Origin of the sequence: Marinobacter sp. (assembly GCF_048269445.1) — a bacterium.
GTDB lineage: Bacteria > Pseudomonadota > Gammaproteobacteria > Pseudomonadales > Oleiphilaceae > Marinobacter.
This window is the reverse complement of sequence record NZ_JBLXIQ010000003.1, coordinates 156,637-180,211: the sequence shown is the minus strand read 5'-3', so window position 1 is coordinate 180,211 and position 23,575 is coordinate 156,637. Positions and strand designations below refer to the sequence as shown.

The window sequence follows — 23,575 nt, the reverse complement described above, 5'->3', positions numbered from 1 at the left end:
ACGTGAAAAACGAGTTTGTGACAGAGCAATATTTAACCGAAAAAAGAAATCAGAATTACGCTATCGGTGACTCCGACTTTCCGATCATTGATCGACTGTGCAAGAAAGTAGACGTGGTAAAAAGGGTTTATCAAGTTTACTCGGCCGACCTCTCTGCAAAGCTTAGTAGTGAAGAGATTGAACATACCAGCTATCAAGAGTTACTCGAATTAATGTGCTCGGCAGTTACCTTGTTAAAAGACTATAAGTTCTTGAATACAGCATTCAAATTAAATAAATTATTGTATGAAAGGTGCGCGCTTACTGAAAAACAGGCTGAGGACAATTCTCGCCAACTCTCTGCTTTGATGACCGCTTGCTTGGAGAATCGTCCAGGAGCAGCCAATGAAAGATCTTGATTTAACGGTTTTGTTCGTCGATACCATTCCTGCAAGAATCTACTTAGCGCTACTTAAAAAGCACGGATATCGACCAAAAAAAATTCTTTCTCTCGATATTGAACCAGTATCCGGAAAGTACCAGATATTAAGAAGGTATTTCGGTCGCTTTATCGCCACGACCGCACTTAGGGTTTTCAAAAGATATTCAGAATCGCGTGTTTCCCCAGATTTATCGGAACAACTGCTGAAACACCATGGATTGACCCTGAAATGTTTGAAGGACAGTTTGGAATCATACACGGAGGGTCCGGTTGAGACTATCTCGGTTAACGGTCTTGATGATTCGAGTTTAGTGCAGTATTTGAAATCCTCAAGCGATAAAGCGATCTTGTTCACCGGTGGCGGATTGTTGAAAGAACCCTTGCTATCGCTCGATAAAATACGGTTTATTCACATTCACCCTGGAATAGTGCCAGAAGTAAAAGGGGCTGACGGATTGTTTTGGTCACTGTTACTGAGAGGGAAACCCGGATATAGCGCGTTTTACATGAATCCTGGGATAGATACGGGTGATATTATTGTACAGCAGGAGTTTAAGGTCGATTTAAGTTGCATAGGATTAGAGAATTACGGCAACGATGAGGTCTATCGAGCCCTTCTCGATTTCTATGATCCTTGTTTTCGCATCATGACATTTATTCATTTCCTGAACACGGTTTTTGACAAAAAACAACTGATGGGCGATAACGAAAATTTGGATCTTCGAAGTATTCCGAGCAAAGCACAGAATCCCGCAGAAGGAAGAACCTACTTTTTCATGCACAGGAGCCTTCGGAATTTTGTAATCGATGGCCTCAAAAATAGGGGAGGAAGCACATGAAAGTGATTGTGTTGGCAGCAGGTCAGGGTACCAGATTGAGGCCTTATACGAACGATAGACCAAAATGCATGGTTGAATTAGCGGGCAAGCCTTTACTACACCGCCAACTAGACGTTCTTAAAGCGTGCGGAATAGAAGCGAACGATATAGCTCTTGTTGGCGGCTATCTCAAGGAAAAATTAAATGCACCGGGTGTGCATCTGTTCGTGAATAAGCGATTCGCGGAAACGAACATGGTGAGTACATTGTTTTGTGCTGAATCATTTGTGGATTCAGGGCAAGACTTACTGATTTGTTATGGAGACATTGTATACGAGCCGAAGGTTCTGGAAACATTGCTGCAAACCGAAGGTGAAATAGTTCTGGCAGCAGACCGAAAATGGAGGCGACTATGGTCGCTGCGAATGGACGATCCGCTCTCTGACGCAGAAACGTTTAAGATAAAGTCCGGCAGGGTTTTAGAGCTCGGAAAGAAGCCCATTAGCTACGAGGAGGTGCAAGCTCAGTATATGGGGCTGATCAAGGTTCGGGCGGACAAAGTACAGAATTTTATTGATTTTTATCATGATTTGGATAAGTCGATCAATTATGACGACAAAAATTATCAAAATATGTACATGACAAGCTTTCTGCAACAATTAATTGATGCAAATTGGGATGTGCGCCCCGCCTTAGTTGATAATGGTTGGCTGGAGATTGATACGGCAGCAGAATTAGAAAAGTACAATAATATGTATCAAAAACGGTTGCTTAGCTCATATTTTCAGCTCCCTCAATCGACGTGCTCCCAAAAGTGACTCAGAGCATTAAAAACCGACTAATCAATGGCGTTATATGGAGCGTTGCTGACAAACTTATATCCCAGTTCGGTTTTTTAGTAGCCACTCTTTACCTAGCAAAACTAATTGGACCTGAAAGCTTTGGTTTGGTGGGGATGCTTACGATATTTATGTTGTTGACAGAGAGTGTAGTCAACAACGGGTTTTCGCAGGCATTGGTACAGCGAAGCCATGCTTTATCAGAAGAAGATTCGTCAACAATATTCTATACCAATTTAATTTTGGGCGGTGTCATATATGTTATTCTTTATGCCCTAGCGCCGCATATAGCACAATTCTATAATGAGCCATTGCTCCTGGACATATCCCGGTTATTGTTTTTAATAATTATTATTAATTCTCTGACTGTTGTGGTGCGCGCAAAACTTTTAATTATAGTAGATTTTAAAAGTCAAGCTATAGCAGGGGCCGTTGCTACGATGCTCAGTTCCTCCGTTGGAATTTATTTGGCAACAGCCGGCTATGATTACTGGGCATTTGTTTGGTTGCTGTTGTTAAGAGCGTTGTTTCAGAATCTAGGACTATGGTGCTTTTCTCGTTGGCTTCCACAGCTGATATTCAATATAAATTCGCTTCGAACATTATTCAAGTTTGGGTCTAATCTAATGCTGGCCGGATTTGTGGCGACATTAGTTAACAATTTATACGTTGCGTTGATTGGGCGCTATTTTAATGCTACAAATGTTGGATATTTTACGCAGGCAACTAATCTAACGAATTTTATTTCACAGTTTATTTCATCTACGCTGCAAGGGGTGACCTATCCAATACTCACTTCTATAAAGGAAGATAGTGATCGATTAATTTCTTTATATCGAAAGTTGGTCAAAGTCACTATGTTTTTTTCTTTACCCGCTTTATTTGGTTTTGCAGCGATATCTGACTCATTTGTTTCTCTATTTCTGGGTGAAAACTGGATAGCAGCGACCCCCATAATCAAGATTCTTTGTTTCGCGCGAGCTATTACGCCGGTTAGTTCTATTAATATGAGTATCCTCAGCGCCGTCGGGAGATCAGATCTATATCTTAAAGTCGATTTGGTCAAACTCCCAATAACTCTCGGAACATTAATGGTATCTATTAATTATGGGCTTGAAGCTGTGGCACTAGCTCTACTATTTAATGTGGCAGTATCATTTTTCATTAATGCATATTTTCCTGGGAAGCTGTTCGGTTTTGGTAGTTTTGAGCAAATAAAGGCTGCTTTGAATTATTTGATTGCAGCTTTTCTTATGTATTTTGTAGTTCGGTCTGTTAGTTTGGATTCACTTTGGTTAGATTTTCTCGTGAGTATTGTTATAGGCGTTGTTGTATACATATCAATCGTATGGCTTCTTAAAGACGATATACAGAGGATGATTTTTTCGGAACTCTCAAAAAAGATAAGTAAATGTGAGCAATAATAAATCTTTTAAAATAAAATTTCATGCTAGTCTATTAAGCGTGACAAGCATTTCGCTGATTTTGCGGACGAGTTCATGGTTTTTGGCAAGAATAATTTAAGTGTTCATAAATAACGAACCTGAATGATGTCTTCTATTGATTAAATTGGCCTTTCTTGATTGAATTTTTCAATTCAAAGGATTAAGTGGTTTTCGATGCCTAAAGATCTAGTTTCTATTGTGGTTCCTTGTTTTAATCATGAGAAATATGTGCAGGAGTGTATAAAGAGCATCATTAGTCAAGATCATGAAAATATTGAGCTAATAGTTATCGATGACGGTTCTACAGATGGGTCTGTTCGCAAGATTGAGGAATTGGTTTCGAAATGCAAAGAGCGTTTTTTTAGATTCGAATTCAGATCTAGGGGTAATAAAGGTCTGTGCGGAACCCTTAATGAGGCGATTTCTTGGTGTAAAGGTGAATACTATGCGACTATTGCTTCTGATGATTTGATGCTTCCGCACAAAATTAGTACGCAGGTTGGATATTTTCTTAGAAATCCTGAATGTGATGCCGTTTTTGGTAGCGCGAATATTATCGATAAAAATGGGAATATCGTCGGAAAGAGAAGGGCTGCTAAAAGAACAGTTGTCTTTGAGGACCTATTTCTTATGAGGTATTCATTGTGTGCGCCTACACAATTAATCCGTACATCTTCAATTAGAGGGGCTGGCAATTATCCGGTTGGCTGTTATATCGAAGATTGGTATATGTGGCTTCGCTTAACCTATCTCCATGCTAGGATTCACGTTATCCCTGATACGCTTGTTAACTATCGCCGACATGAAGATAATGCTTCGTCGAAACTAGAGTTAATGTCTGAAAACCGTACTAAAATAGTAGAAGACTACAGAAAACACAATCTCTATGAATTTGCCCGGGCTGCCGTTTATCTTTCAGCTGCTATCGATGTCCAGCCGATTAATAAGTTTTCGAGTTTGAAATTTTTTAGAATGGCGCTTTCAAAAAATCGTTTGGTTTTATTTGAAAAAAGAACATTTTATTACTTTTTAAAGATGTTTATCATGAGGTCTCGATGATTAGAGCGGTAATTGATCTATGAATGCGCGATCCATAGTTTTGAACCTATTTTATTTATCGCCTCTTTTTTCTGTGATGTATCAATTTAGGGTTGGAGAGACTTCAGCATACGTTTTTGATCTTTTATTCGTGTTTATTTTACTATTTTTCCTTTCTAGAGGCAAAGTTAGTAAATCTTTTGTTGCTTTTTTAATTTGTTTTTCTTTAATAGTTTTTACTGGTTTCTCTATTTCAGCCCTAAAAAATGATAATGATTCCCAGCAGTTTTTAACAGTTTATTTTAGGTACCTTCAGATATTTCTGTTCTTAGGGTGCGCTTTTCATTTTTTAAAAGAATCTCCATTCGATGATTCTCAGTTTATCTTTAAGGTTTTGATTTGGAGCTCGATTTTTCCCTTGGCATATTCAGTTGTATTGTTTTATGTCGACCCGGAAAGAGCGATAATGTTTGGGCGATTGGCCGGTTATTTTTCCAATCCAAATTATCTTGCTCTTTTCATAGTTATACAAATACCAATATTTAATTATACTCTGAGCAGAATTAGGTATTCTACTTTTTATAATTTTTTTTCGTTTTTGGTTTTTTATTGTTTGTCCTTATTTTGCTTATTTTTTACAGGCTCTATTTCAGGTATCGCGCTGGCAAGCGTTGCGTTTATTCTTTCGAAAGTTTTTTTGAAAGAGTTAAAATTCGTTTTTATTTTAGGATGTTCTGGCCTCGTTGTTGTGTTTCTTGTTTTTTTGGTTGATCCGCATGAAATTTTCTTTGTAGATAGCGATTTAGTGGCGATAAAGAGAACATCAAATCTCATTAATTTCGTTTTGGGACTTGATGAATCCATCGTTGTTGGAAGTGGCGATATTAGGAGTCTACTTATTAAATTTGCGTCTGAAATTATCTTATCAGATGTTTTAATTTTTGTGTTTGGTATCGGTCTTGGGCAGTCCGCTTTGGTTTTTGGAAAAGAGTTTGGCTTAAGTTTGGCTCCTCATAATACCTATGTGACGTTTTTTCTCGAGGGTGGCTTTCTTTTGGTCGCATTAATTGTTTTTTCAGGATTTTATTTTTTGTTAAGGATGAAGAAGGGCATTCGATTTTATTCTATATTTATTGGCTATGGTTTGGCTATGTTTGCTACACCTCACCTCTATCTTCCATTTTTTTGGTGTTCTATTGGGCTCGCAATGTACGCAAGCTTAGTTGAAGATAAATTTTTCAAAGAGAGGTTGAGCGTTTAACGTGTGTGGTTTAGCTGGTTTTCTGTTGCCTAGTCTGGCTCAATTTTCGAGTGATCATCTTCTGAGATTGATGGCGATTAATCTAGAGCATCGTGGGCCGGATCAGTTGGGCTCATGGTCCGATTCGTCGATCGGGGTAGGTCTTGCTCATGCACGGTTATCGGTTTTGGAGTTATCCGAGGCCGGTCGTCAGCCTATGGAGTCGGCTTGTAATAGGTACGTAATCGCGTTTAACGGAGAAATATATAATCACTTGGTTTTGCGCCAGCAACTGGAAGCAAAGCGAGAAACTCCAAAATGGAGAGGCCATTCCGATACTGAAACGCTCCTTGCATGTTTTTCTGCCTGGGGCATCGAAAAGACTCTTCAAGCTGCGGTGGGCATGTTTGCTCTAGCGTTGTGGGATAGGCAGGAACAAGTGCTGACCTTGGCACGCGATCGTCTTGGCGAAAAGCCTCTGTATTGGGGCTGGTGTAATCAAACGCTGTTGTTCGGTTCGGAACTCAAGGCACTGAAAGTGCATCCTGCGTTCAATGCAGATGTAGATAGGAATGCTCTTGCGTTATTGTTGCGATATAACGCGATTCCGGCACCTTACAGCATTTATCATGGTATCCAGAAGTTGCCCGCGGGCCATATGGTCCAAGTACGCCAGGGCGATGGAGAGGGCGATGCGATACCGAAGGCATACTGGGCTCTGAATGAGGTGGTTCAGTCAGGTTTGGCGAACCCCTTTATTGGGCCGGATAATGAAGCGGTAACAGCACTGCAACAGCGTATCACTCAGAGTGTGGCGGGGCAGATGCTGGCGGACGTTCCGCTGGGTGCATTTTTAAGTGGCGGCGTCGATAGCAGCACTATCGTGGCAATGATGCAGAAACAAAGTAGCAAGCCAGTGCGTACCTTTGCGATTGGGTTTAATGAGCCGGGCTACAATGAGGCGCAATACGCAAAAGAGGTGGCGGAGTACCTTGGTACCGATCATACCGAGCTTTATGTCGGCACAGAGGAGGCGCTGGCGGTGATTCCCGATTTGCCTACCATTTACTGTGAACCCTTTGCAGACAGTTCTCAGATCCCAACCTTTTTGGTAAGCAAAATGGCAAGGCAACAGGTGACGGTTGCTTTGAGCGGTGATGGAGGCGATGAGCTGTTTGGAGGTTATAACCCTTACCAGTTCGCACCTAAGGTATGGCGAGCCATTCGTCGGCTACCGCTGTCTCTGCGGAAGTTGGCTGTGGCTGTAATGGCAGACGTTCCCATGCCGGATAAGTTGCATAAATTACTTCGGGTACTGCCCAGTGCCAATCGCGAAGCCTTTTACGATGCGCTGATGAGCCACTGGCAGTATCCGGAGCAGACAGTGATTGGGGCAGGAACTGTTCCGACGACAATGAATAGCCCTTCCAGTTGGCCTAAAACTGACAGCTTCGAACACTGGATGATGGCCGTAGACGCCAAGCAGTACATGAGCGACGACATTCTGGTAAAAGTTGACCGCGCAGCCATGGCGAACAGCCTTGAAACCCGGGTGCCTCTGCTCGATCACCGGGTAGTTGAGTTTGCCTGGCAGTTGCCTATGCACCAGAAAATCCGCAATGGAACCGGAAAGTGGGCGTTGCGAGAGGTACTTTACCGCCATGTGCCGCGCGAGATGATTGAACGTCCGAAGAAAGGTTTTTCCATCCCGCTTGCACAATGGTTGCGTGGCCCTCTGCGTGATTGGGCCGAGGCATTGTTGGAAGAAACTCGTTTAAGAAGAGAGGGCTATTTCCATGCCGCGCCCATCCGCAAACTATGGAGCGAGCACCAGAACGGCAGACGCGATAATTCGTTGCGACTTTGGAGTGTTTTGATGTTTCAGGCATGGCTGGAATACCAGCATGACTAAAAAAGTTGTACACATTATCACGGGTTTGAATGATGGAGGTGCAGAGGGTGTTCTAACCCGTTTGTGCTTGCACAGTAAAGAGGTGCGGCATGTAGTGATTTCGCTAATGGACGAGGGAAAATATGGCTCTCTATTGGCCGAATCGGGTGTGGCGGTTCACTGTCTGGGAATGAACCCCGGGAAGCCCAGCATGGTTCGGTTTTTCCGTTTAATCAGACTGATCCGTGCGGAGCAGCCTGATGTGGTGCAAACCTGGATGTACCATGCTGACTTGTTAGGTGGTATTGCGGCGAGGCTGGCGGGCGTACGCCGCGTGTTCTGGGGTATTCGTCACTCAACACTGGAAAAGGGCAAGTCGAAACGATCAACGATCATGATTGCCCGTCTGTGTGCGTTTTTATCGGGCTGGGTGCCTGAAGAGATTATTTGCTGTGCCAACAAGGCAAGGGATGTTCATGCAGCTATTGGCTACTCAGCGCGAAAGCTGAGCGTAATACCAAACGGGTATGATTTGTCGCGCTTCAGGCCAGATACTTGCGCAGGTGCCCGGGTGCGAGCCGAGCTGGGCTTGGGCGCAGATGATTTCATCATTGGCAACGTTGGACGTTTTGATCCTCTGAAGGATCATTCCAACCTCCTGCAAGCTTTGGCTTGGGTGGCGGAATGCGAGGTTCCCTTTCACTGCGCTCTAATCGGTAAAGGTCTTTCTCCCGATAACACAGGGCTGGTGAAGCAAATTGCCGAGCTCGGCCTGCAAGATAATGTATTGTTGGTCGGGCAACGGTCCGACATTCCCGCGGTTATGAATGCGTTGGATCTGCATGTGCTTTCCAGTCTGTCGGAAGGCTTCCCGAATGTTCTTGCCGAGGCCATGGCCTGTGGGACGCCTTGTGTTTCAACCGATGTGGGTGATGCTTTGGAAATCGTGGGCGATGAAGGAGCCTGTTGTCCTGCTCGTGACCCACGAGCATTGGGTGACGTGATCACCAGGCTTGCTCAGGAGTGGCAACAATCCTCTTCTGCCTGGCAAGCTCGGAAAGTCGCGAGTAGCCGGCGAATTGCAGAGAAGTTTTCATTAGCGGCAATGACTGAAGCTTATGAGGCGCGCTGGTTTCGTGGCTGATATAGGAATTTTTATAAGTCGTGGTCGGCTGCACTTGCGGTGTAAGGAACATCTTCATCACCAGTAGAACGGGCACTCTCATCTCTGAAGTGTTTTGATATTACCAGTTTAATTGGAAGTCAGTTGAAATCGGCAGCCCTCGCGGGGTGCCTTGAGGAAATTGATATGTTTCATGAATCGAATGGTGTGTTACTCAGGAGCGAAGCGGGTTTGCGGATCTGATGACGTTTCTACTTATCGCAAGTTTTCCCGATTCACTCATCAAATTCCGAGGGCCATTGCTGCTGGCCTTGTTAGAAAAGGGGCTGAATGTGCATGTGGCGGTGCCGGATTTGTCTCAGGCAAAAGATATCCGGGGTGAGCTAATCGAACTTGGCATTACTCTGCATGAAATCAGGCTTAAGCGAACTGGTACTAACCCGCTAGCGGATATGGCGACCTTGGCTGAGTTGTGGCGGCTGATGCGCCGAATTCGTCCGGATTACGTGATGGGCTATACCATTAAGCCGGTAATTTATGGCTCTCTTGCAGCCTGGCTGGTGGGTGTTCCCAACCGATTCTCACTGATTACGGGGCTCGGCTATGCTTTCACCGGCGAAGCCTCGGGTAAACGCGGCTTGCTCCGAACCCTGATTCAAAGATTGTATCGGTTCGGGCTTTCCAAAAGCCGCAGGGTTTTCTTTCAGAACCCGGATGATCAAACTCTGTTCAGGCAGCTTGGTTTGCTGGCTGAGAATATTCCCTCCTGTGTGGTTAATGGCTCAGGGGTGGATGTGGCAGATTATTCGGTGGAACCGCTACCCGGAAAGCCATCTTTTCTCCTCATTGCCCGCCTGTTAGGCGATAAGGGGGTTCGTGAATACGCGAGGGCAGCCAGGAAGGTGAAGAAACAGTATCCCCAGGCGAGCTTTAAGCTGGTTGGCTGGATTGACAACAACCCGGATGCCATCAGTCAGCATGAGCTAGATGAATGGGTAAAGTCCGACACGCTGGAGTTTCTGGGTAAGCTTACAGATGTGCGCCCTGCTATTGCTGGCAGCAATGTATATGTGTTGCCGTCTTACCGCGAGGGGACGCCCCGCACAGTGTTGGAGGCGATGGCCATGGGCCGGCCGGTAATTACCACTGATGCGCCCGGCTGCCGGGAGACGGTTGTTGATGGTGATAACGGCTTCTTGGTGCCTGTAGAGTCCGTAGATGAGCTGGTTAGCGCTATGATTCGGTTTATTGAAGAACCGGCGCTGGTCGTACGAATGGGGGAGCGCTCCCGACGGGTTGCTGAAGAGAAATATGACGTGCATAAAGTGAACAAATTTATGTTGGACGAGATGGGGATTCGGTGATCAAACGTATTTTTGATGTCCTGTTGTCAGCTGCGGCGCTTCTGTTTTTACTTCCGGTGATTACGGTGGTCGCTGTCCTGATTCGTCGCAGGCTTGGCTCACCGGTTTTGTTCCGCCAGGTACGCCCCGGAAAAGACGGCAATCCTTTTCAGATGGTGAAGTTCCGTACCATGCTGGATGCGGTGGACGCCCAAGGCAATCCTCTGCCCGATTCAGAACGGATGACACCGTTTGGCCAATTCTTGCGCTCTAGTAGCTTGGATGAGTTGCCGGAGCTCTGGAACGTTCTGAAAGGCGAGATGAGCCTGGTAGGCCCTCGTCCCTTATTGATGGAATATTTACCTCTGTATTCAAAGCAGCAATACCGCCGCCACGAGGTTCGGCCCGGGGTAACTGGCTTGGCGCAGGTAAATGGGCGAAATGCGATTTCCTGGGAAGACAAGTTCAAACTCGATGTATGGTATGTGGATAATTGCTCATTCTGGCTGGATTTGAAGATTCTGTTCCTTACGGTCAAGAAGGTGGTGGTTCGTGATGGCATTAGTGGCGAGGGCGAGGCCACTATGTCGAAATTTACCGGGAATAACGATTGATGCATTTAGCAGTTCTTGGAGCTAGTGGTCACGGCAAAGTGATTGCCGACGCAGCAGAGCAACTCGGCTGGCAGAATGTCACTTTTTTCGATGATGCCTGGCCGGGGATTGGGGCGAACGGGCCTTGGAGTGTCCAGGGTGATACGGAGGCGTTACTCGCTCGGCTATCGGATTTTGAAGGTGTCGTCGTTGGTATTGGCAACAACCGAATTCGCGAAGAAAAGCATTCAGAGCTGGCGAGAGCTGGCGCGAACCTGGTACCTATCGTTCATCCTGCAGCGATTGTTAGTCGCCACGCCTCCATTGGCGCAGGCACCGTCGTTTTTGCCAACTCAGTTGTTAACCCCTGTGCAGTGGTCGGCGCAGGAGTTATCGTTAATACTGGAGCAGTGGTAGAGCATGATTGTGTTATTGGTGACTTCGCCCACATCAGTCCGAATGCAGTGTTGGCAGGTGGCGTAAAGCTCGGGCAACAAGTTTGGGTGGGCGCCTGTGCATCCGTAAAGCAGCTGATTTGCGTTGGGCCAACCTCGATCGTGGGCATGGGTGCCGTAGTGACTAAAGATGTTGAGTCTGGTGTGACTGTGGTGGGAAATCCTGCGCGAACTCGCAACCAATGAATGATTTCAAGTCTTAAAATCAGGATACAACTGAGTAACCCATGTTGAACGGACCCTTTTCCCCCTGGCCTTCGTTTTCAGACGAAGAAGCCAACGCTGTACGTGATGTTTTACTATCCAACAAGGTCAATTACTGGACCGGCCGGGAATGCCGTGAATTTGAGTGCGAATTCGCAGGTTTTGCGCAAGCTGAGTACGCGATTGCGGTTGCCAATGGAACGGTTGCACTAGACCTTGCCCTGAAAGCGCTGGGCATAGGCGAGGGTGATGAGGTAATTGTTACCCCCAGAACCTTCCTGGCGTCTGTTTCCAGCATTGTTACCGCCGGCGCTGTACCAGTGTTTGCGGACGTAGACCCGGATTCTCAAAACATAACTCCTGAAACCGTTCGCAAGGTGCTTTCGCCACGGACACGAGCCATTGTGTGTGTTCACCTGGCAGGCTGGCCTTGTGACATGAGTGGCTTTATGGCCCTGGCCGAAGAGCAGGGACTCAATGTGATAGAGGACTGTGCCCAGGCACATGGTGCAATGTTTGAAGGCCGCTCTGTTGGTTCGATTGGACATGTTGGTTGCTGGTCGTTTTGCCAGGATAAGATTATGACCACCGGTGGTGAGGGTGGCATGGTAACCACGAACGACCGGCAGCTGTGGAGCCGGATGTGGTCTTACAAGGACCACGGTAAAAGCTGGGAAGCGGTTTATGAACGCGAGCATCCTCCCGGCTTTCGCTGGTTGCACGAGAGCTTCGGCACCAATTGGCGTATGACAGAAATGCAGGGTGTTATTGGTCGTATACAGCTTAAACGCATGGCGGAGTGGCATTCCCGGCGGCTAGCGAATGCGGAGCGAATCTGGGCTTGTGCGCGGACTCTGCCCGGCTTGAGGGTGCCTGAAGTTCCTGAGGACATCGAGCATGCAGCCTATAAGTGTTACGTGTTCGTTGAGCCTGACCAGCTGCGAGATGGCTGGAATCGTGATCGCATTCTCAATGAAATTGTTGCCTCCGGTGTGCCCTGTTTCTCTGGCTCTTGTTCCGAGGTTTATCTTGAAAAGGCCTTTGATAATACAGGCTTCCGGCCAGAACGGCCTCTGCCCGTAGCTCAGGAGCTTGGGCAAACGAGCCTGATGTTTCTGGTACACCCTACGTTGACGACTGCAGAGCTCGAAAAGACTTGTGGGGTATTGCGCTCTGTGATGGAGCAGGCCGCTGGCGGCTAAGAAAGGGGCTGTAAGTGACACTTGTAATGCTGCAAGTCTGGACAAACTCCTCGATGAGAGCAAAATTGTGCATGTTAAAGGCGCGTTGTTGTCATACGATTATTGGTAAAGGACAACCATGTTCGAAAAATTCCTGAACTTGTCTCGAGTTCACAAACGGTTGGTATCTGTTTTTGCAGACGTCGTCGTTTTGTTTTTTTCCCTTTGGGCGGCGTTTTCGTTGCGTCTGGATCAGCAACTCTGGGTTCCCAATAGGGATCAGTTGATTGTTTCCGGACTTACGGTAGCTTTCACAATCATTGTTTTTGTTCGATTGGGCCTTTACCGGGCGGTAGTTCGCTACCTTAGCGACCGGGCCTTCATCACGATCATTACTGGCGTTTTCATTTCATCGGTAACACTCATTCTGCTTGGCTACTGGCTTCATGTGCTGGTTCCGCGTTCGGTCCCGGTCATCTATGGTGCTCTGGCGTTTATTTTTGTGAGCGGCACGCGGATGACCGTTCGGATGCTGGTGCATCGCCCGAGGCGCCGCAACAAGGAATATGTCGGGATTGTAGGCGCGGGTGAAACAGGGTTACAGCTGGCCAATGCCCTGGACCAGGGTACGGAATACCATCCCGCGGCCTTTATTACCTTGAGCAAAGCCAATCACCGGGCACTGATCAACGGTATTCCGGTTTACGACATCAGTCATATTGAAAGGGCGGTGAAGGAGCACCGGATCAAGCGCTTGTTGCTGGCCCTGGATGCCAATTCGGGGATTGATCGCAAACGCTTGCTAAAAAAGCTGGAGCCGTTGGCGATTCCGGTGCAGACAGTTCCCACGATGTCGGAGCTGGTGGCTGGCCAGGCACGTATTAACGATATCCGGGATCTGGAACTGGAGGATTTACTGGGTCGTGACCCGGTTCAGCCGGATAACGCTCAGGTTGCCAAAAGCCTGTATAACAGGGCGGTGATGGTCACTGGTGCCGGTGGCTCCATCGGTTCGGAGCTGTGCCGCCAGATTATCCGGCACCGGCCAAGCCGGCTGGTGTTGTTTGAGCAGTCTGAATTCTCCTTGTATGCAATTGAACGTGAACTCCAGACCCTGAACCAGGTTGAGGGGTTGGGTGTGGAGATTTATGCGCTGCTGGGTAGCGTTAGCCATCGGAGGCGCTGCGAAGCGGCCATGCGCAGCTTTGGTATTGAGACGGTTTATCACGCGGCCGCCTATAAACATGTGCCTCTGGTTGAGCACAACATTATCGAGGGCGTTCAGAACAACGTTTTCGGTACTTTTCACGTGGCCGAGGCTGCAATTGCAGCTGGAGTTGAACGCTTTGTTCTGATCTCTACCGACAAAGCCGTGCGGCCGACGAATGTGATGGGCGCGAGCAAACGTCTGGCGGAGTTGGTATTGCAGGGTTTGGCCCAGCGGCAGTCGGATACTATCTTTTCCATGGTGCGTTTTGGCAACGTGCTGGGGTCATCCGGCTCGGTAGTGCCGTTGTTTCGGGACCAGATCCGTGATGGCGGCCCAGTGACCGTGACCCATGCGGATATCATCCGTTACTTCATGACCATTCCCGAGGCCAGTCAGCTGGTATTACAGGCTGGTAGTATGGGGCAGGGTGGCGAAGTGTTTGTGCTGGATATGGGCGAGCCCGTAAAAATTGCCGATCTGGCCCGTAAGATGATTCATCTGATGGGTCTGATGGAGAAAACCGACGAGCAGCCTGATGGTGATATCGAAATAGTCTTCTCCGGTCTACGGCCGGGTGAGAAGCTCTTTGAGGAGTTATTGATTGGTGATGACCCCCAAGGCACGGCACACCCACGAATTATGATGGCGCGTGAGGCTTCTATGGCCTGGGATGAGGTTGAGCACACTCTCAACCGCCTGATGCGCGCCAGCCAGGACTTTGATTGCCAGGAAGTGGTGGATATTCTGAAGGCTGCTCCTGCGGGTTTCGCGCCGAATGGCGATGTTGCCGATCTTGTCTGGCGTAACGGTGACCATCGGGTAGCGGCGATTTCTCAGGAAGCTGGGAAGATCAGACGATTCCCTGCCTGAGCCTGTTTTATTTGCGGGACCACAAGGGTGAGTGAAAGAAGGGGCGGATCGGGGAGATCTTGCCCCTTTTTTCTTTTATCATGCAGGAGCGATTCCAGTGAGCCACGCGCGCTGCAATAAACGACCAAAGGTATTCGACCTCCCATGTTTGAAAACAGCTCCATACTGATCACCGGCGGTACAGGCTCTTTCGGCCATACCTTCGTTCCTATGCTTCTTGAAAAATATAACCCGAGAAAAGTGATCATTTTCTCCAGGGATGAGATGAAGCAGTGGGAGATGGCCAAGCAGTTTGCCGGTGATCATCGTGTGCGTTTTTTTATAGGCGATGTACGTGATCGAGACAGGCTCTATCGGGCTTTGGATGGCGTGGATTATGTGGTGCATGCGGCAGCTACCAAAATTGTTCCAACGGCCGAATACAACCCCTTCGAGTGCATCAAGACAAATATCAATGGTGCCATGAACCTTATCGATGCCTGTATAGACAAGGGTGTGAAGCGGGTTGTAGCGCTGTCCACAGACAAGGCCAGTAGCCCGATCAATCTGTATGGCGCCACCAAGCTGGCCTCAGACAAGCTATTTGTCTCCGGCAATTCCTACGCCGGGGGCCATGAAACCCGTTTTGCCGTTGTTCGGTATGGCAATGTGATGGGCTCGCGGGGGTCGGTCATTCCCTTCTTCATGTCGGTCAGGGATCAGGGGGTTTTGCCCATTACCGATGAGCGAATGACGCGCTTTATGATTTCCCTCGAAGAAGGGGTAGAGCTGGTTTGGCATGCTTTCGAAGACATGGAAGGTGGTGAGATCTACGTGAAGAAGATTCCCTCTATGAAGGTGACGGATCTCGCCCGTGTTGTCGCGCCCGATGCCAGGCACGAGATTGTTGGTATCCGCCCCGGAGAGAAGCTCCATGAGCAGATGATTGGTGCCGAAGACTCCCATTACACCTATGAGTATCCGGAGCACTTCAAGATCCTGCCCGCTATCCACAACTGGAGTGCGGATGCGAACCGGATTAAGGACGGTAAGAAGGTCCCGGAGGGGTTTGTGTATTCCAGTGACAACAATGCCGAGTGGATGACGGAAGACCAGTTGCGAACCTGGATTGATGCCAACCGGGAAAAGATCGGGAGTATATAAGCGATGATTCCCTATGGCCGACAGGAGATTACTGACCAGGATGTCGCAGCTGTTCTTGAGGTCTTGAAATCTGATTTCCTGACTCAGGGCCCCAAAGTCCCAGATTTTGAGCGCCGGGTAGCCGATCATGTCGGCGCAAAACACGCCTGTGCGGTAAACAGTGCAACCTCGGCTTTGCATGTCGCATGTATTGCCCTCGGGCTGGGAACGGGGGACTGGTTGTGGACGTCCCCTCTCACCTTCGTTGCTTCAGCGAATTGCGGTCTTTATTGTGGTGCCCAGGTAGATTTTGTGGATGTTGATCCAAAAACCTACAACCTTTGCCCCGAGGCGTTGGCTAAAAAGTTGGCGAAGGCAAAAGCCGAAGGTCGTTTGCCTAAGGTTCTTGTTGCTGTTCACCTGACGGGGCAGCCTTGTGACATGGCCGCGATTTACGAGTTATCGCGGCAATACGGTTTCCGCGTCATCGAGGATGCTTCTCATGCAATCGGCGGGAAGTATCAGGGCGAATTCATCGGCAGTGGCCGGTTTAGTGACATAACTGTCTTCAGCTTCCACCCGGTGAAAATTGTAACGACCGCCGAGGGAGGCATGGCGCTAACCAACGATGATCAGTTGGCGAGCCGGATGATGCGGCTGCGCAGCCACGGCATCACGAGAGACCCCGCCGAAATGACTCAGGAGCCGGATGGACCCTGGTACTACCAGCAAGTTGATCTGGGCTTTAACTACCGTATGACGGAGTTACAAGCGGCACTGGGAATAAGCCAGATGGAGCGTCTGGATCAATATGTGGCCCAGCGCCACGAACTGGCTGGTCGGTACGATGAGTTATTTCAGGAGTTGCCAGTCATCACTCCCTGGCAGCATCCCGATAGCTATTCCGGCTTCCATCTTTATGTCATCCGGCTCAGGCTGGACCTGATCTCCCGTTCCCACCGAGAAGTGTTCGAAGCTCTGCGTAATCGCGGCATTGGCGTGAATCTTCATTATATTCCGGTTCATATCCAGCCTTTTTATCAAGCTATGGGATTTGAGAGCGACGACTTTCCTGAATCCATGCGCTACTACGGGGAGGCGATCAGCCTGCCCTTGTTTCCGTTGTTAACGGACCAGCAACAGCTGGAAGTTGTTGCGGCGTTGAAGGAAGCGCTGACGTGAGTCGGGTTGCCATTCTGCAAGCCCGTTCAAATTCATCAAGGCTGCCCGGTAAGGTTCTTTTGCCTGTTGGTGGTATCCCGTTGGCAGTGCTGGCTGCCAGACGAGCGGGCAACAACGGCTGTGATGTTCTTGTTGCGACCTCGAGGGAGCCAGCAGACGATTGCCTTGCCGATACGATCGAACGCGCGGGTATTCGCTGTTATCGGGGCGACCTTGATAACACGCTGGACAGAATTGTATCTGCGCTGGCGGATTATGATGACGATACCTGCGTTTTCCGGCTCACCGCAGACAACGTTTTTCCCGATGGCCAGTTACTGGATGAATTGTATGACGAATTCATTCAGCAACAACTGGACTATCTGTGCTGCAACGGTGAGCCCTCCGGATTGCCTTACGGGGTAAGCGTTGAGCTGACCTGGCTAAGACACCTTCGCAATGCGCTTGCGTCGACTTTTGAACAACATGACCTTGAACATGTAACGCCCTGGGTACGCCGCCAATTCGGTGACACCTATTTCCGACGATATCAGGATCTTGGCAAGGGCCATTATCGGGCGACTGTGGACTGCTTTGATGACTATGTGGCGGTGCAACAGGTGTTTCGGGAGGTCCCCGACCCGGTAAACCATCCCTGGATGGACCTCATACAAAAGCTGGAAGGCACGCGATTTCAACCCGTTGGGCGCCACCGTTGTTCCAGGTTGGTGGTTGGTACGGCCCAGCTGGGAATGGACTATGGCATTTCGAATGCTTCGGGCATGCCTTCTTTGGATGCGGCAGAGATCATTCTGAAAACAGCCATTGGCAGTGGCGTTGGGTACATCGATACTGCCCGTGCCTATGGCCGAAGTGAAGAAGTAATCGGCCGGTCGCTGGCGTCTGGGTGGCACGGGCGTACGCCGGTTATAACGAAGCTTTCTCCCCTGGCGGAATGCCCTGAAGAGACTTCATTGGAAGTGGTCCGGGCATTCGTGGAGAGCAGCGTTTTTCATTCCCTGGCCTTTTTGCGAACGGACCGCCTGGACGTCGTGCTGTTGCACCGGGCAACGCATCTTCATGATTGGGGCGGGCAAGTTTGGTCCTGTCTCAGAGAAATGAGAGCGGAAGGGACTATTGGTACGCTTGGTGTGTCTGTTCAGTCGCCGGAAGAGCTAGCCGCAAGCCTCTTAGTACCAGAGGTAGGGCTGATTCAGATGCCATTCCATATTCTTGATTGGCGATGGGATAGTCTGATACCGAAAATTGAGGAAGCGCGTGCTAACCGGGGGTTGGTTGTCCATGTGCGAAGCTCCATGCTTCAGGGGCTGCTGGTTTCGGATGATCCAGGGCTCTGGCGACAGGCTGGAGAACAAACACCGGAAGCCTGTATTCGGTGGCTTCGGGATGCTGCCCATGATCACGGGTGTCAGTCGGTTTCAGAGCTTTGCATACGATACTGTCTGGCGCAGACGTGGATTGATGGTGTGGTGATTGGTATGGAGAGCCTGGCTCAGCTGAAACAGAATATCGCTGTTTTTGATAAATCCGGGCTTGGGCCCGAAGAGGTTCACTTGATTAAAGAAGACCGACCGATGCTCGCTGCGCGAACTCTGGATCCCGCCCAGTGGAGGAGAGAATCATGAGCAGTGATCGATCCCTGTTTTCGCTGTCTGGCAAGATAGCCCTGATAACGGGAGCGACCGGCCACTTGGGCTCGGTTATGGCAGAGGCTTTGGCGAGTGCAGGTGCCCGGGTTCTTGTGAATGGCAGAGATTCGGAAAAGTGTGAATCGCTATCCGCAGCATTGCGCTCGAAGGGATTCGATGCCGTTCCCGCCGTCTTTGATGTATCAGACAGGCAAGCCGTTGTGGCGTTCTTCGAGCAGAGTGGGCCGGAAACATTACATGTACTGATCAACAATGCGTATGCCGGAGGGGCCGGAGGCATTGAATCTGCATCGCCCGAGAGTTTCACACAGAGTTACGAAGTGTCTGTTGTAGCCGCCCACTTTCTTTTCCAGCAGGCGTTGCCTTTGCTTCGCCGGGCAGTCGTCCGAGATGGCGATGCTTCGGTCATCAATATTGGTTCAATGTACGGCGTTGTCAGCCCGGATCAAAGGCTTTATCCAGATGCGGAATCTGCAAACCCTCCTTTTTATGGCGCGGCCAAGGCAGCGCTGCTGCAATGGACAAGATACGCAGCTTGTGAATTCGGTAAAGAAGGTATCCGCGTGAACGCGATTTGTCCCGGGCCGTTTCCTGCTCAGACAGTTCAGGATAATTCTCTGGCATTCATCAATGCGTTGGCAGCCAAGGTTCCGATGGGGCGCATTGGCAGGGCGAACGAGATTGCCGGCCCCACGGTGTTTCTTGCTTCATCGGCCTCAAGCTATGTCAACGGCGCCAGTCTGATGGTTGATGGTGGTTGGACGTGTTGGTGATTCTCTGATGTTGGTGGTGTTCAGGGTTGATGCGTCCTCTGCCATCGGATCTGGGCATGTTATGCGCTGTCTCACGCTTGCCGACGCTCTGACAACTTCAGGGAGCCGGTGTCATTTCGTGATGCGTCAAAAATCGGGGAGTTTGGAGACCGCCGTCGGCAGAAGAGGGCATACGTTTAAGCTGCTTCCGGCAGGCAGTCCGGTATCAGTGGGATCTTCCCTTGAAAATGATTCAACCCATGCCTCCTGGTTAGGAACCAGCTGGAAAGCTGATGCGGACGAAACCCTTATCGCCCTGGCGGGAATGGAACCGGACTGGCTGGTGGTTGATCACTATGCCTTGGATCATCGCTGGGAATCACTCGTTTCCGGATGTTCAAAACGCCTGATGGTCATTGATGACCTTGCGGATCGGGAGCACGACTGCGATTTGCTTCTGGACCAGAATCTGGGCCGTGAGCAATCCGATTACGATGGCCTTGTACCGCACCGCACTACACGATTGGTCGGTTCTGCTTATGCACTTTTGCGACCGGAGTTTGCACAGGCTCGGACCAGGAGCATTGAAGCCAGGCAATCCCGGGAGTTGGAAAACATCCTGATCAGTATGGGGGGCGCTGATGTTGAGAATGTCACTGGTGAGGTTTTACGGGTGCTGGATACCAATGGCGGTCTTGGGTCTTGCCGCCTAACCGTTGTTCTGGGTGCAGCATGCCCCCATGTTGAGGGGGTAATCCGGCAGGCTGCATCTATGGAGTTGGACACCCGGGTAATTGTTAATGCCGATAACATGGCGGCGCTGATGAGCGAGGCCGATCTCGCCATCGGCGCGGCTGGCGGCTCTGCTTGGGAGCGCTGCTGCCTGGGTTTGCCGACCTTACTTGTGATCATGGCTGACAATCAACGCCAGGGTGCCGAGGCCCTGCACAGGGCTGGAGCGGCATTGTGCATAGGGTCGCCGGATAGTGTTCACGAGACGTTGCCCCTGGCTTTGCAAAAGGTTTTGATGCCCGGAGAGTTGCACCGAATGAGCTGTACCGCTGCCGCAATCTGCGATGGGCGGGGCGCGCAACGGGTGGTCGATGCGTTGACGGAGGTTGAAGGTGGATAATGGCCGGTTGAGGCTGATGACTTCGGGGGACCTCGCGCGGGTTCTGCAGTGGCGGAATCATCCGGAGGTTCGCCGCTTCATGTATACCAGCCATGTCATCACTCCGAAGGAGCACGCAAGCTGGTTTGAGCGGAACAGCGGAGCGCCCGGGGTCTGGCTGTTAATCTACGAGGTGGCTGGCGTTCCGATGGGGTTTGTTAATATCTCGTCGACTCGTTGTCCTCAGGTGGCGGATTGGGGCTTCTATCTGGCCCCGGATTCAGAGCCCGGGACAGGGCATGCGCTCGGTATGGCCACCTTGAGTTACGCATTTGAAGAGCTGGGTCTGCACAAACTCTGTGGCCAGGCACTCGGCTTCAATGAACGATCAATCCGGTTCCATGAACGACTTGGGTTTATCCGGGAGGGCGTCCTTCGAGAGCAGCATTATGATGGTGAGCATTATCAGGATGTGGTTTGTTTCGGACTCCTGGCAGCTGAATGGAAAACCCGAAATAGAGGTATAAGGGCGTAGTTATGAGTGAAGCAAAGATTGTCATTGATGGTCGTGAGATTTCGCAATCACAGCCGCCTTATATCATTGCCGAATTATCGGCGAATCATAACGGCAAACTGGAAACGGCCCTGAAAATCATCGATGAGGCGGTTGAAGCCGGCGCGGACGCGGTGAAGTTACAGACTTACAGGCCCGATACCATCACGCTGGATTCTGACGACGACGACTTCAAAATCAAGGGCGGCTTGTGGGACGGCCGCACGCTGTATGAATTGTATGAAGAGGCCCACATGCCCTGGGAGTGGCACAAACCGCTTTTTGAACGTGCGAAGGAGCGGGGGATCACGATTTTCAGTTCCCCGTTTGATGCCACTGCGGTTGACCTGCTCGAGGACCTGGGCGCGCCAGCCTATAAGATCGCCTCGTTTGAAGCCGTGGATTTGCCATTGATTGAGTACGTGGCGCGGACCGGCAAACCGATGATTATTTCCACGGGGATGGCGGATGCTGATGAGATTCAGGAAGCCATCAATGCAGCACTGGGAGCGGGTTGTACCCAATTGGCCATTCTGCACTGCGTAAGTGGCTATCCGGCGCCTGCGGAAGACTACAACCTGCGTACCATTTTGGATATGCAGCAGCGTTTTGGACTGGTAACCGGTTTGTCTGACCATACATTGGACAATACTACGGCAATTGCCAGTGTTGTTCTGGGCGCTTCGATTGTTGAGAAGCACTTTACCCTTGACCGATCCGGTGGCGGCCCGGATGACAGTTTTTCACTCGAACCTGCGGACCTGAAAGCGCTTTGCCGGGATAGCAAGACAGCCTGGAAGGCTCTGGGCAAGGTAGATTACGGGCGAAAATCCAGCGAGCAGGGAAATGCCCTGTTTCGTCGTTCTCTGTACTTTGTGAATGACATCAAGGCCGGCGAAGTGATAACCGGGGATGATATACGAAGTGTTCGCCCAGGCTATGGGATGGCGCCAAAACACCTGAAAAGCATCATCGGCAAGGTCGCCACACAGGACATCAGCAGGAATTCTCCGGTTAAGGAATCAGACTTCCGGTAGGCCACAACCCAAATCCAAAGTACTCGCCCGGAGAGGCAAGTGATACAGCAACAACAAGGACGTTTAAGCATGATCTCGATTTCCCACCATGGCGCCACCAACGGCGTGACAGGCTCCTGCCATGAACTCACCCTCGGCTCCGGAGCCCGCAAAAGTGGCACCTTGATAGACTGCGGCCTGTTCCAGGGCCAGGACGAGGGGCGGGGCGCTTCCGCTTCTGATCTCTCCATTGATTTCCCCATCGATCATATCCGGGCACTGGTAGTAACTCATGTGCACATTGATCATGTGGGCCGGATTCCATATCTGCTGGCGGCTGGGTTTGAAGGGCCGATTATCTGTTCAGAGCCTTCGGCGATTATGTTGCCGGAGATTCTGGAAGATGCCCTGAAGATTGGCTTTACCCGGGACAGGCAGCTGATTGAGAGGGTTCTGGGGCTGATTCGTTCTCGGCTGGTGCCGGTGCCTTATGGTCAGTGGCATTCGGTATTTAATGAGGAAGACCGGTCGCTTTCGGTCCGGTTGCAAAGAGCCGGCCATATTCTGGGATCCGCTTATGTGGAATGCGATGCCCGAGTTGGGGATTCCGAAGAGCGCATTGTGTTCAGTGGTGATTTGGGCGCACCCCATGCGCCGCTGCTTCCGGCGCCAGAATCTCCGGAGCGGGCAGATCGGCTGGTAATTGAGAGTACCTATGGTGATAAGGATCATGAGGATCGGCAGACTCGCCGCTACCGGTTAAAGGCAGTTTTGGAGCATGCGCTTGAGGACGGTGGCGCGGTGCTGGTGCCGGCATTCAGTATTGGGCGCACTCAGGAGCTGCTCTATGAGATTGAGAGCCTGATTCATGAGTTCGGGGATAAGCCGGTAAGCCCGAGCGTTGTCTGGCAGGATCTGGAGATCGTCGTCGATTCGCCGCTGGCCGCGGAGTTCACTCGGATATACCAGGATCTGAAGCCCTACTGGGACGCTGAAGCAACGGAACTGGTCACTCAGGGCCGTCATCCTCTTTCATTCGAGCAACTCACGGTGATCAATTCCCACGAAGACCATCTGAACGCGGTGGATTACCTGGCCCGCTCCCATCGTCCCTGTGTGGTTCTGGCGGGCTCTGGCATGTGCGCGGGTGGGCGTGTGGTGAATTATCTGAAGGCCATGCTTGGTGAGGAACGCAATGATGTGCTGTTTGTGGGCTATCAGGCGGCCGGTACGCCGGGGCGGGATATTCTGACTTATGGCCCCCGGGGTGGCTGGGTTGAGCTGGACGATGAGCGTTATGAGATTCGGGCGAGGGTTCATCAGGTGGGTGGTTATTCGGCCCATGCCGGGCAGAGTGATCTGGTTCGGTTTGTTCAGGGCATTCCTGAGACGCCCTCGGAAATCCGGGTGGTACATGGGGATGGCGATGCGAAAGCTGCGTTTCGGGGAATGCTTGAGAGTTTGTTCCCGCAAGCGCGGGTTTTAGTTCCCGGCTGAGCCGTTAAACCACTTCTTTCGG

Annotated in this window: 21 protein-coding genes; all 21 read left to right on the top strand. The window is 50.1% G+C overall.

Annotated features, from left to right (window positions below; all coding sequences use genetic code 11):
- Positions 1-2 precede the first annotated feature (2 nt).
- The 21 genes from ACN0XM_RS07120 (at position 3) to ACN0XM_RS07020 (ending at position 23,553) form a co-directional block, all read left to right on the top strand.
- On the top strand, positions 3-398 hold the full coding sequence (locus ACN0XM_RS07120) for a hypothetical protein (protein WP_417566235.1): 396 nt from the start codon (positions 3-5) through the stop codon (positions 396-398).
- Positions 385-1,260 carry a formyltransferase family protein gene (locus ACN0XM_RS07115; RefSeq protein ID WP_417566234.1) on the top strand — a complete coding sequence of 292 codons (876 nt, stop codon included), beginning with the start codon at positions 385-387 and terminating at the stop codon, positions 1,258-1,260. Before ACN0XM_RS07120 ends, ACN0XM_RS07115 begins: the two co-directional genes overlap by 14 nt.
- The gene (locus ACN0XM_RS07110; protein ID WP_417566233.1) at positions 1,257-2,057 is read left to right on the top strand and encodes an NTP transferase domain-containing protein; all 801 of its coding nucleotides are present in this window, start codon (positions 1,257-1,259) and stop codon (positions 2,055-2,057) included. Before ACN0XM_RS07115 ends, ACN0XM_RS07110 begins: the two co-directional genes overlap by 4 nt.
- Complete coding sequence (locus ACN0XM_RS07105) at positions 2,054-3,502, top strand: lipopolysaccharide biosynthesis protein (protein ID WP_417566232.1); 1,449 nt, start codon at positions 2,054-2,056, stop codon at positions 3,500-3,502. The genes ACN0XM_RS07110 and ACN0XM_RS07105 overlap by 4 nt, the downstream gene beginning before the upstream one ends.
- A gap of 195 nt (positions 3,503-3,697) precedes the next feature.
- Complete coding sequence (locus ACN0XM_RS07100; RefSeq protein ID WP_417566231.1) at positions 3,698-4,582, top strand: glycosyltransferase; 885 nt, start codon at positions 3,698-3,700, stop codon at positions 4,580-4,582.
- A gap of 19 nt (positions 4,583-4,601) precedes the next feature.
- Positions 4,602-5,822 (top strand): hypothetical protein, encoded by a 1,221-nt coding sequence (locus tag ACN0XM_RS07095; protein WP_417566230.1) that lies wholly within the window; start codon positions 4,602-4,604, stop codon positions 5,820-5,822.
- Position 5,823: 1 nt separating this feature from the next.
- Positions 5,824-7,713, top strand: a complete 1,890-nt coding sequence (gene asnB, locus ACN0XM_RS07090) for an asparagine synthase (glutamine-hydrolyzing) (protein WP_417566229.1) — start codon at positions 5,824-5,826, stop codon at positions 7,711-7,713.
- Positions 7,706-8,836 carry a glycosyltransferase family 4 protein gene (locus tag ACN0XM_RS07085; protein WP_417566228.1) on the top strand — a complete coding sequence of 377 codons (1,131 nt, stop codon included), beginning with the start codon at positions 7,706-7,708 and terminating at the stop codon, positions 8,834-8,836. Before asnB ends, ACN0XM_RS07085 begins: the two co-directional genes overlap by 8 nt.
- 221 nt (positions 8,837-9,057) lie before the next feature.
- Positions 9,058-10,179 (top strand): glycosyltransferase family 4 protein, encoded by a 1,122-nt coding sequence (locus tag ACN0XM_RS07080; protein ID WP_417566227.1) that lies wholly within the window; start codon positions 9,058-9,060, stop codon positions 10,177-10,179.
- Positions 10,176-10,772: a sugar transferase gene (locus ACN0XM_RS07075; RefSeq protein ID WP_417566226.1), complete on the top strand. Its 597-nt coding sequence runs from the start codon at positions 10,176-10,178 to the stop codon at positions 10,770-10,772. The genes ACN0XM_RS07080 and ACN0XM_RS07075 overlap by 4 nt, the downstream gene beginning before the upstream one ends.
- Positions 10,772-11,392: an acetyltransferase gene (locus tag ACN0XM_RS07070; protein ID WP_417566225.1), complete on the top strand. Its 621-nt coding sequence runs from the start codon at positions 10,772-10,774 to the stop codon at positions 11,390-11,392. Before ACN0XM_RS07075 ends, ACN0XM_RS07070 begins: the two co-directional genes overlap by 1 nt.
- 41 nt (positions 11,393-11,433) lie before the next feature.
- Positions 11,434-12,612, top strand: a complete 1,179-nt coding sequence (locus ACN0XM_RS07065; protein ID WP_417566224.1) for a DegT/DnrJ/EryC1/StrS family aminotransferase — start codon at positions 11,434-11,436, stop codon at positions 12,610-12,612.
- Positions 12,613-12,730: 118 nt separating this feature from the next.
- Positions 12,731-14,671: a polysaccharide biosynthesis protein gene (locus ACN0XM_RS07060; protein WP_417566223.1), complete on the top strand. Its 1,941-nt coding sequence runs from the start codon at positions 12,731-12,733 to the stop codon at positions 14,669-14,671.
- Between the two features lie 144 nt (positions 14,672-14,815).
- Positions 14,816-15,814 carry a UDP-N-acetylglucosamine 4,6-dehydratase (inverting) gene (gene pseB / locus ACN0XM_RS07055; RefSeq protein WP_417566222.1) on the top strand — a complete coding sequence of 333 codons (999 nt, stop codon included), beginning with the start codon at positions 14,816-14,818 and terminating at the stop codon, positions 15,812-15,814.
- 3 nt (positions 15,815-15,817) lie between these two features.
- Positions 15,818-16,975, top strand: coding sequence for a UDP-4-amino-4,6-dideoxy-N-acetyl-beta-L-altrosamine transaminase (pseC, locus tag ACN0XM_RS07050; protein WP_417566221.1), 1,158 nt, complete (start codon positions 15,818-15,820; stop codon positions 16,973-16,975).
- Positions 16,972-18,600 (top strand): aldo/keto reductase, encoded by a 1,629-nt coding sequence (locus tag ACN0XM_RS07045; protein ID WP_417566220.1) that lies wholly within the window; start codon positions 16,972-16,974, stop codon positions 18,598-18,600. The genes pseC and ACN0XM_RS07045 overlap by 4 nt, the downstream gene beginning before the upstream one ends.
- Complete coding sequence (locus ACN0XM_RS07040; protein ID WP_417566219.1) at positions 18,597-19,397, top strand: SDR family NAD(P)-dependent oxidoreductase; 801 nt, start codon at positions 18,597-18,599, stop codon at positions 19,395-19,397. The genes ACN0XM_RS07045 and ACN0XM_RS07040 overlap by 4 nt, the downstream gene beginning before the upstream one ends.
- Positions 19,375-20,508: a UDP-2,4-diacetamido-2,4,6-trideoxy-beta-L-altropyranose hydrolase gene (gene pseG, locus ACN0XM_RS07035; RefSeq protein ID WP_417566218.1), complete on the top strand. Its 1,134-nt coding sequence runs from the start codon at positions 19,375-19,377 to the stop codon at positions 20,506-20,508. The genes ACN0XM_RS07040 and pseG overlap by 23 nt, the downstream gene beginning before the upstream one ends.
- A 16-nt stretch (positions 20,509-20,524) precedes the next feature.
- Positions 20,525-21,022 (top strand): UDP-4-amino-4,6-dideoxy-N-acetyl-beta-L-altrosamine N-acetyltransferase, encoded by a 498-nt coding sequence (pseH, locus tag ACN0XM_RS07030; RefSeq protein ID WP_417566217.1) that lies wholly within the window; start codon positions 20,525-20,527, stop codon positions 21,020-21,022.
- Positions 21,023-21,024: 2 nt separating this feature from the next.
- Complete coding sequence (pseI, locus tag ACN0XM_RS07025; RefSeq protein ID WP_417566216.1) at positions 21,025-22,077, top strand: pseudaminic acid synthase; 1,053 nt, start codon at positions 21,025-21,027, stop codon at positions 22,075-22,077.
- Positions 22,078-22,146: 69 nt separating this feature from the next.
- A complete protein-coding gene (locus ACN0XM_RS07020; protein ID WP_417566215.1) occupies positions 22,147-23,553 on the top strand; it encodes an MBL fold metallo-hydrolase in 1,407 nt (468 codons plus the stop codon).
- Positions 23,554-23,575: the final 22 nt, after the last annotated feature.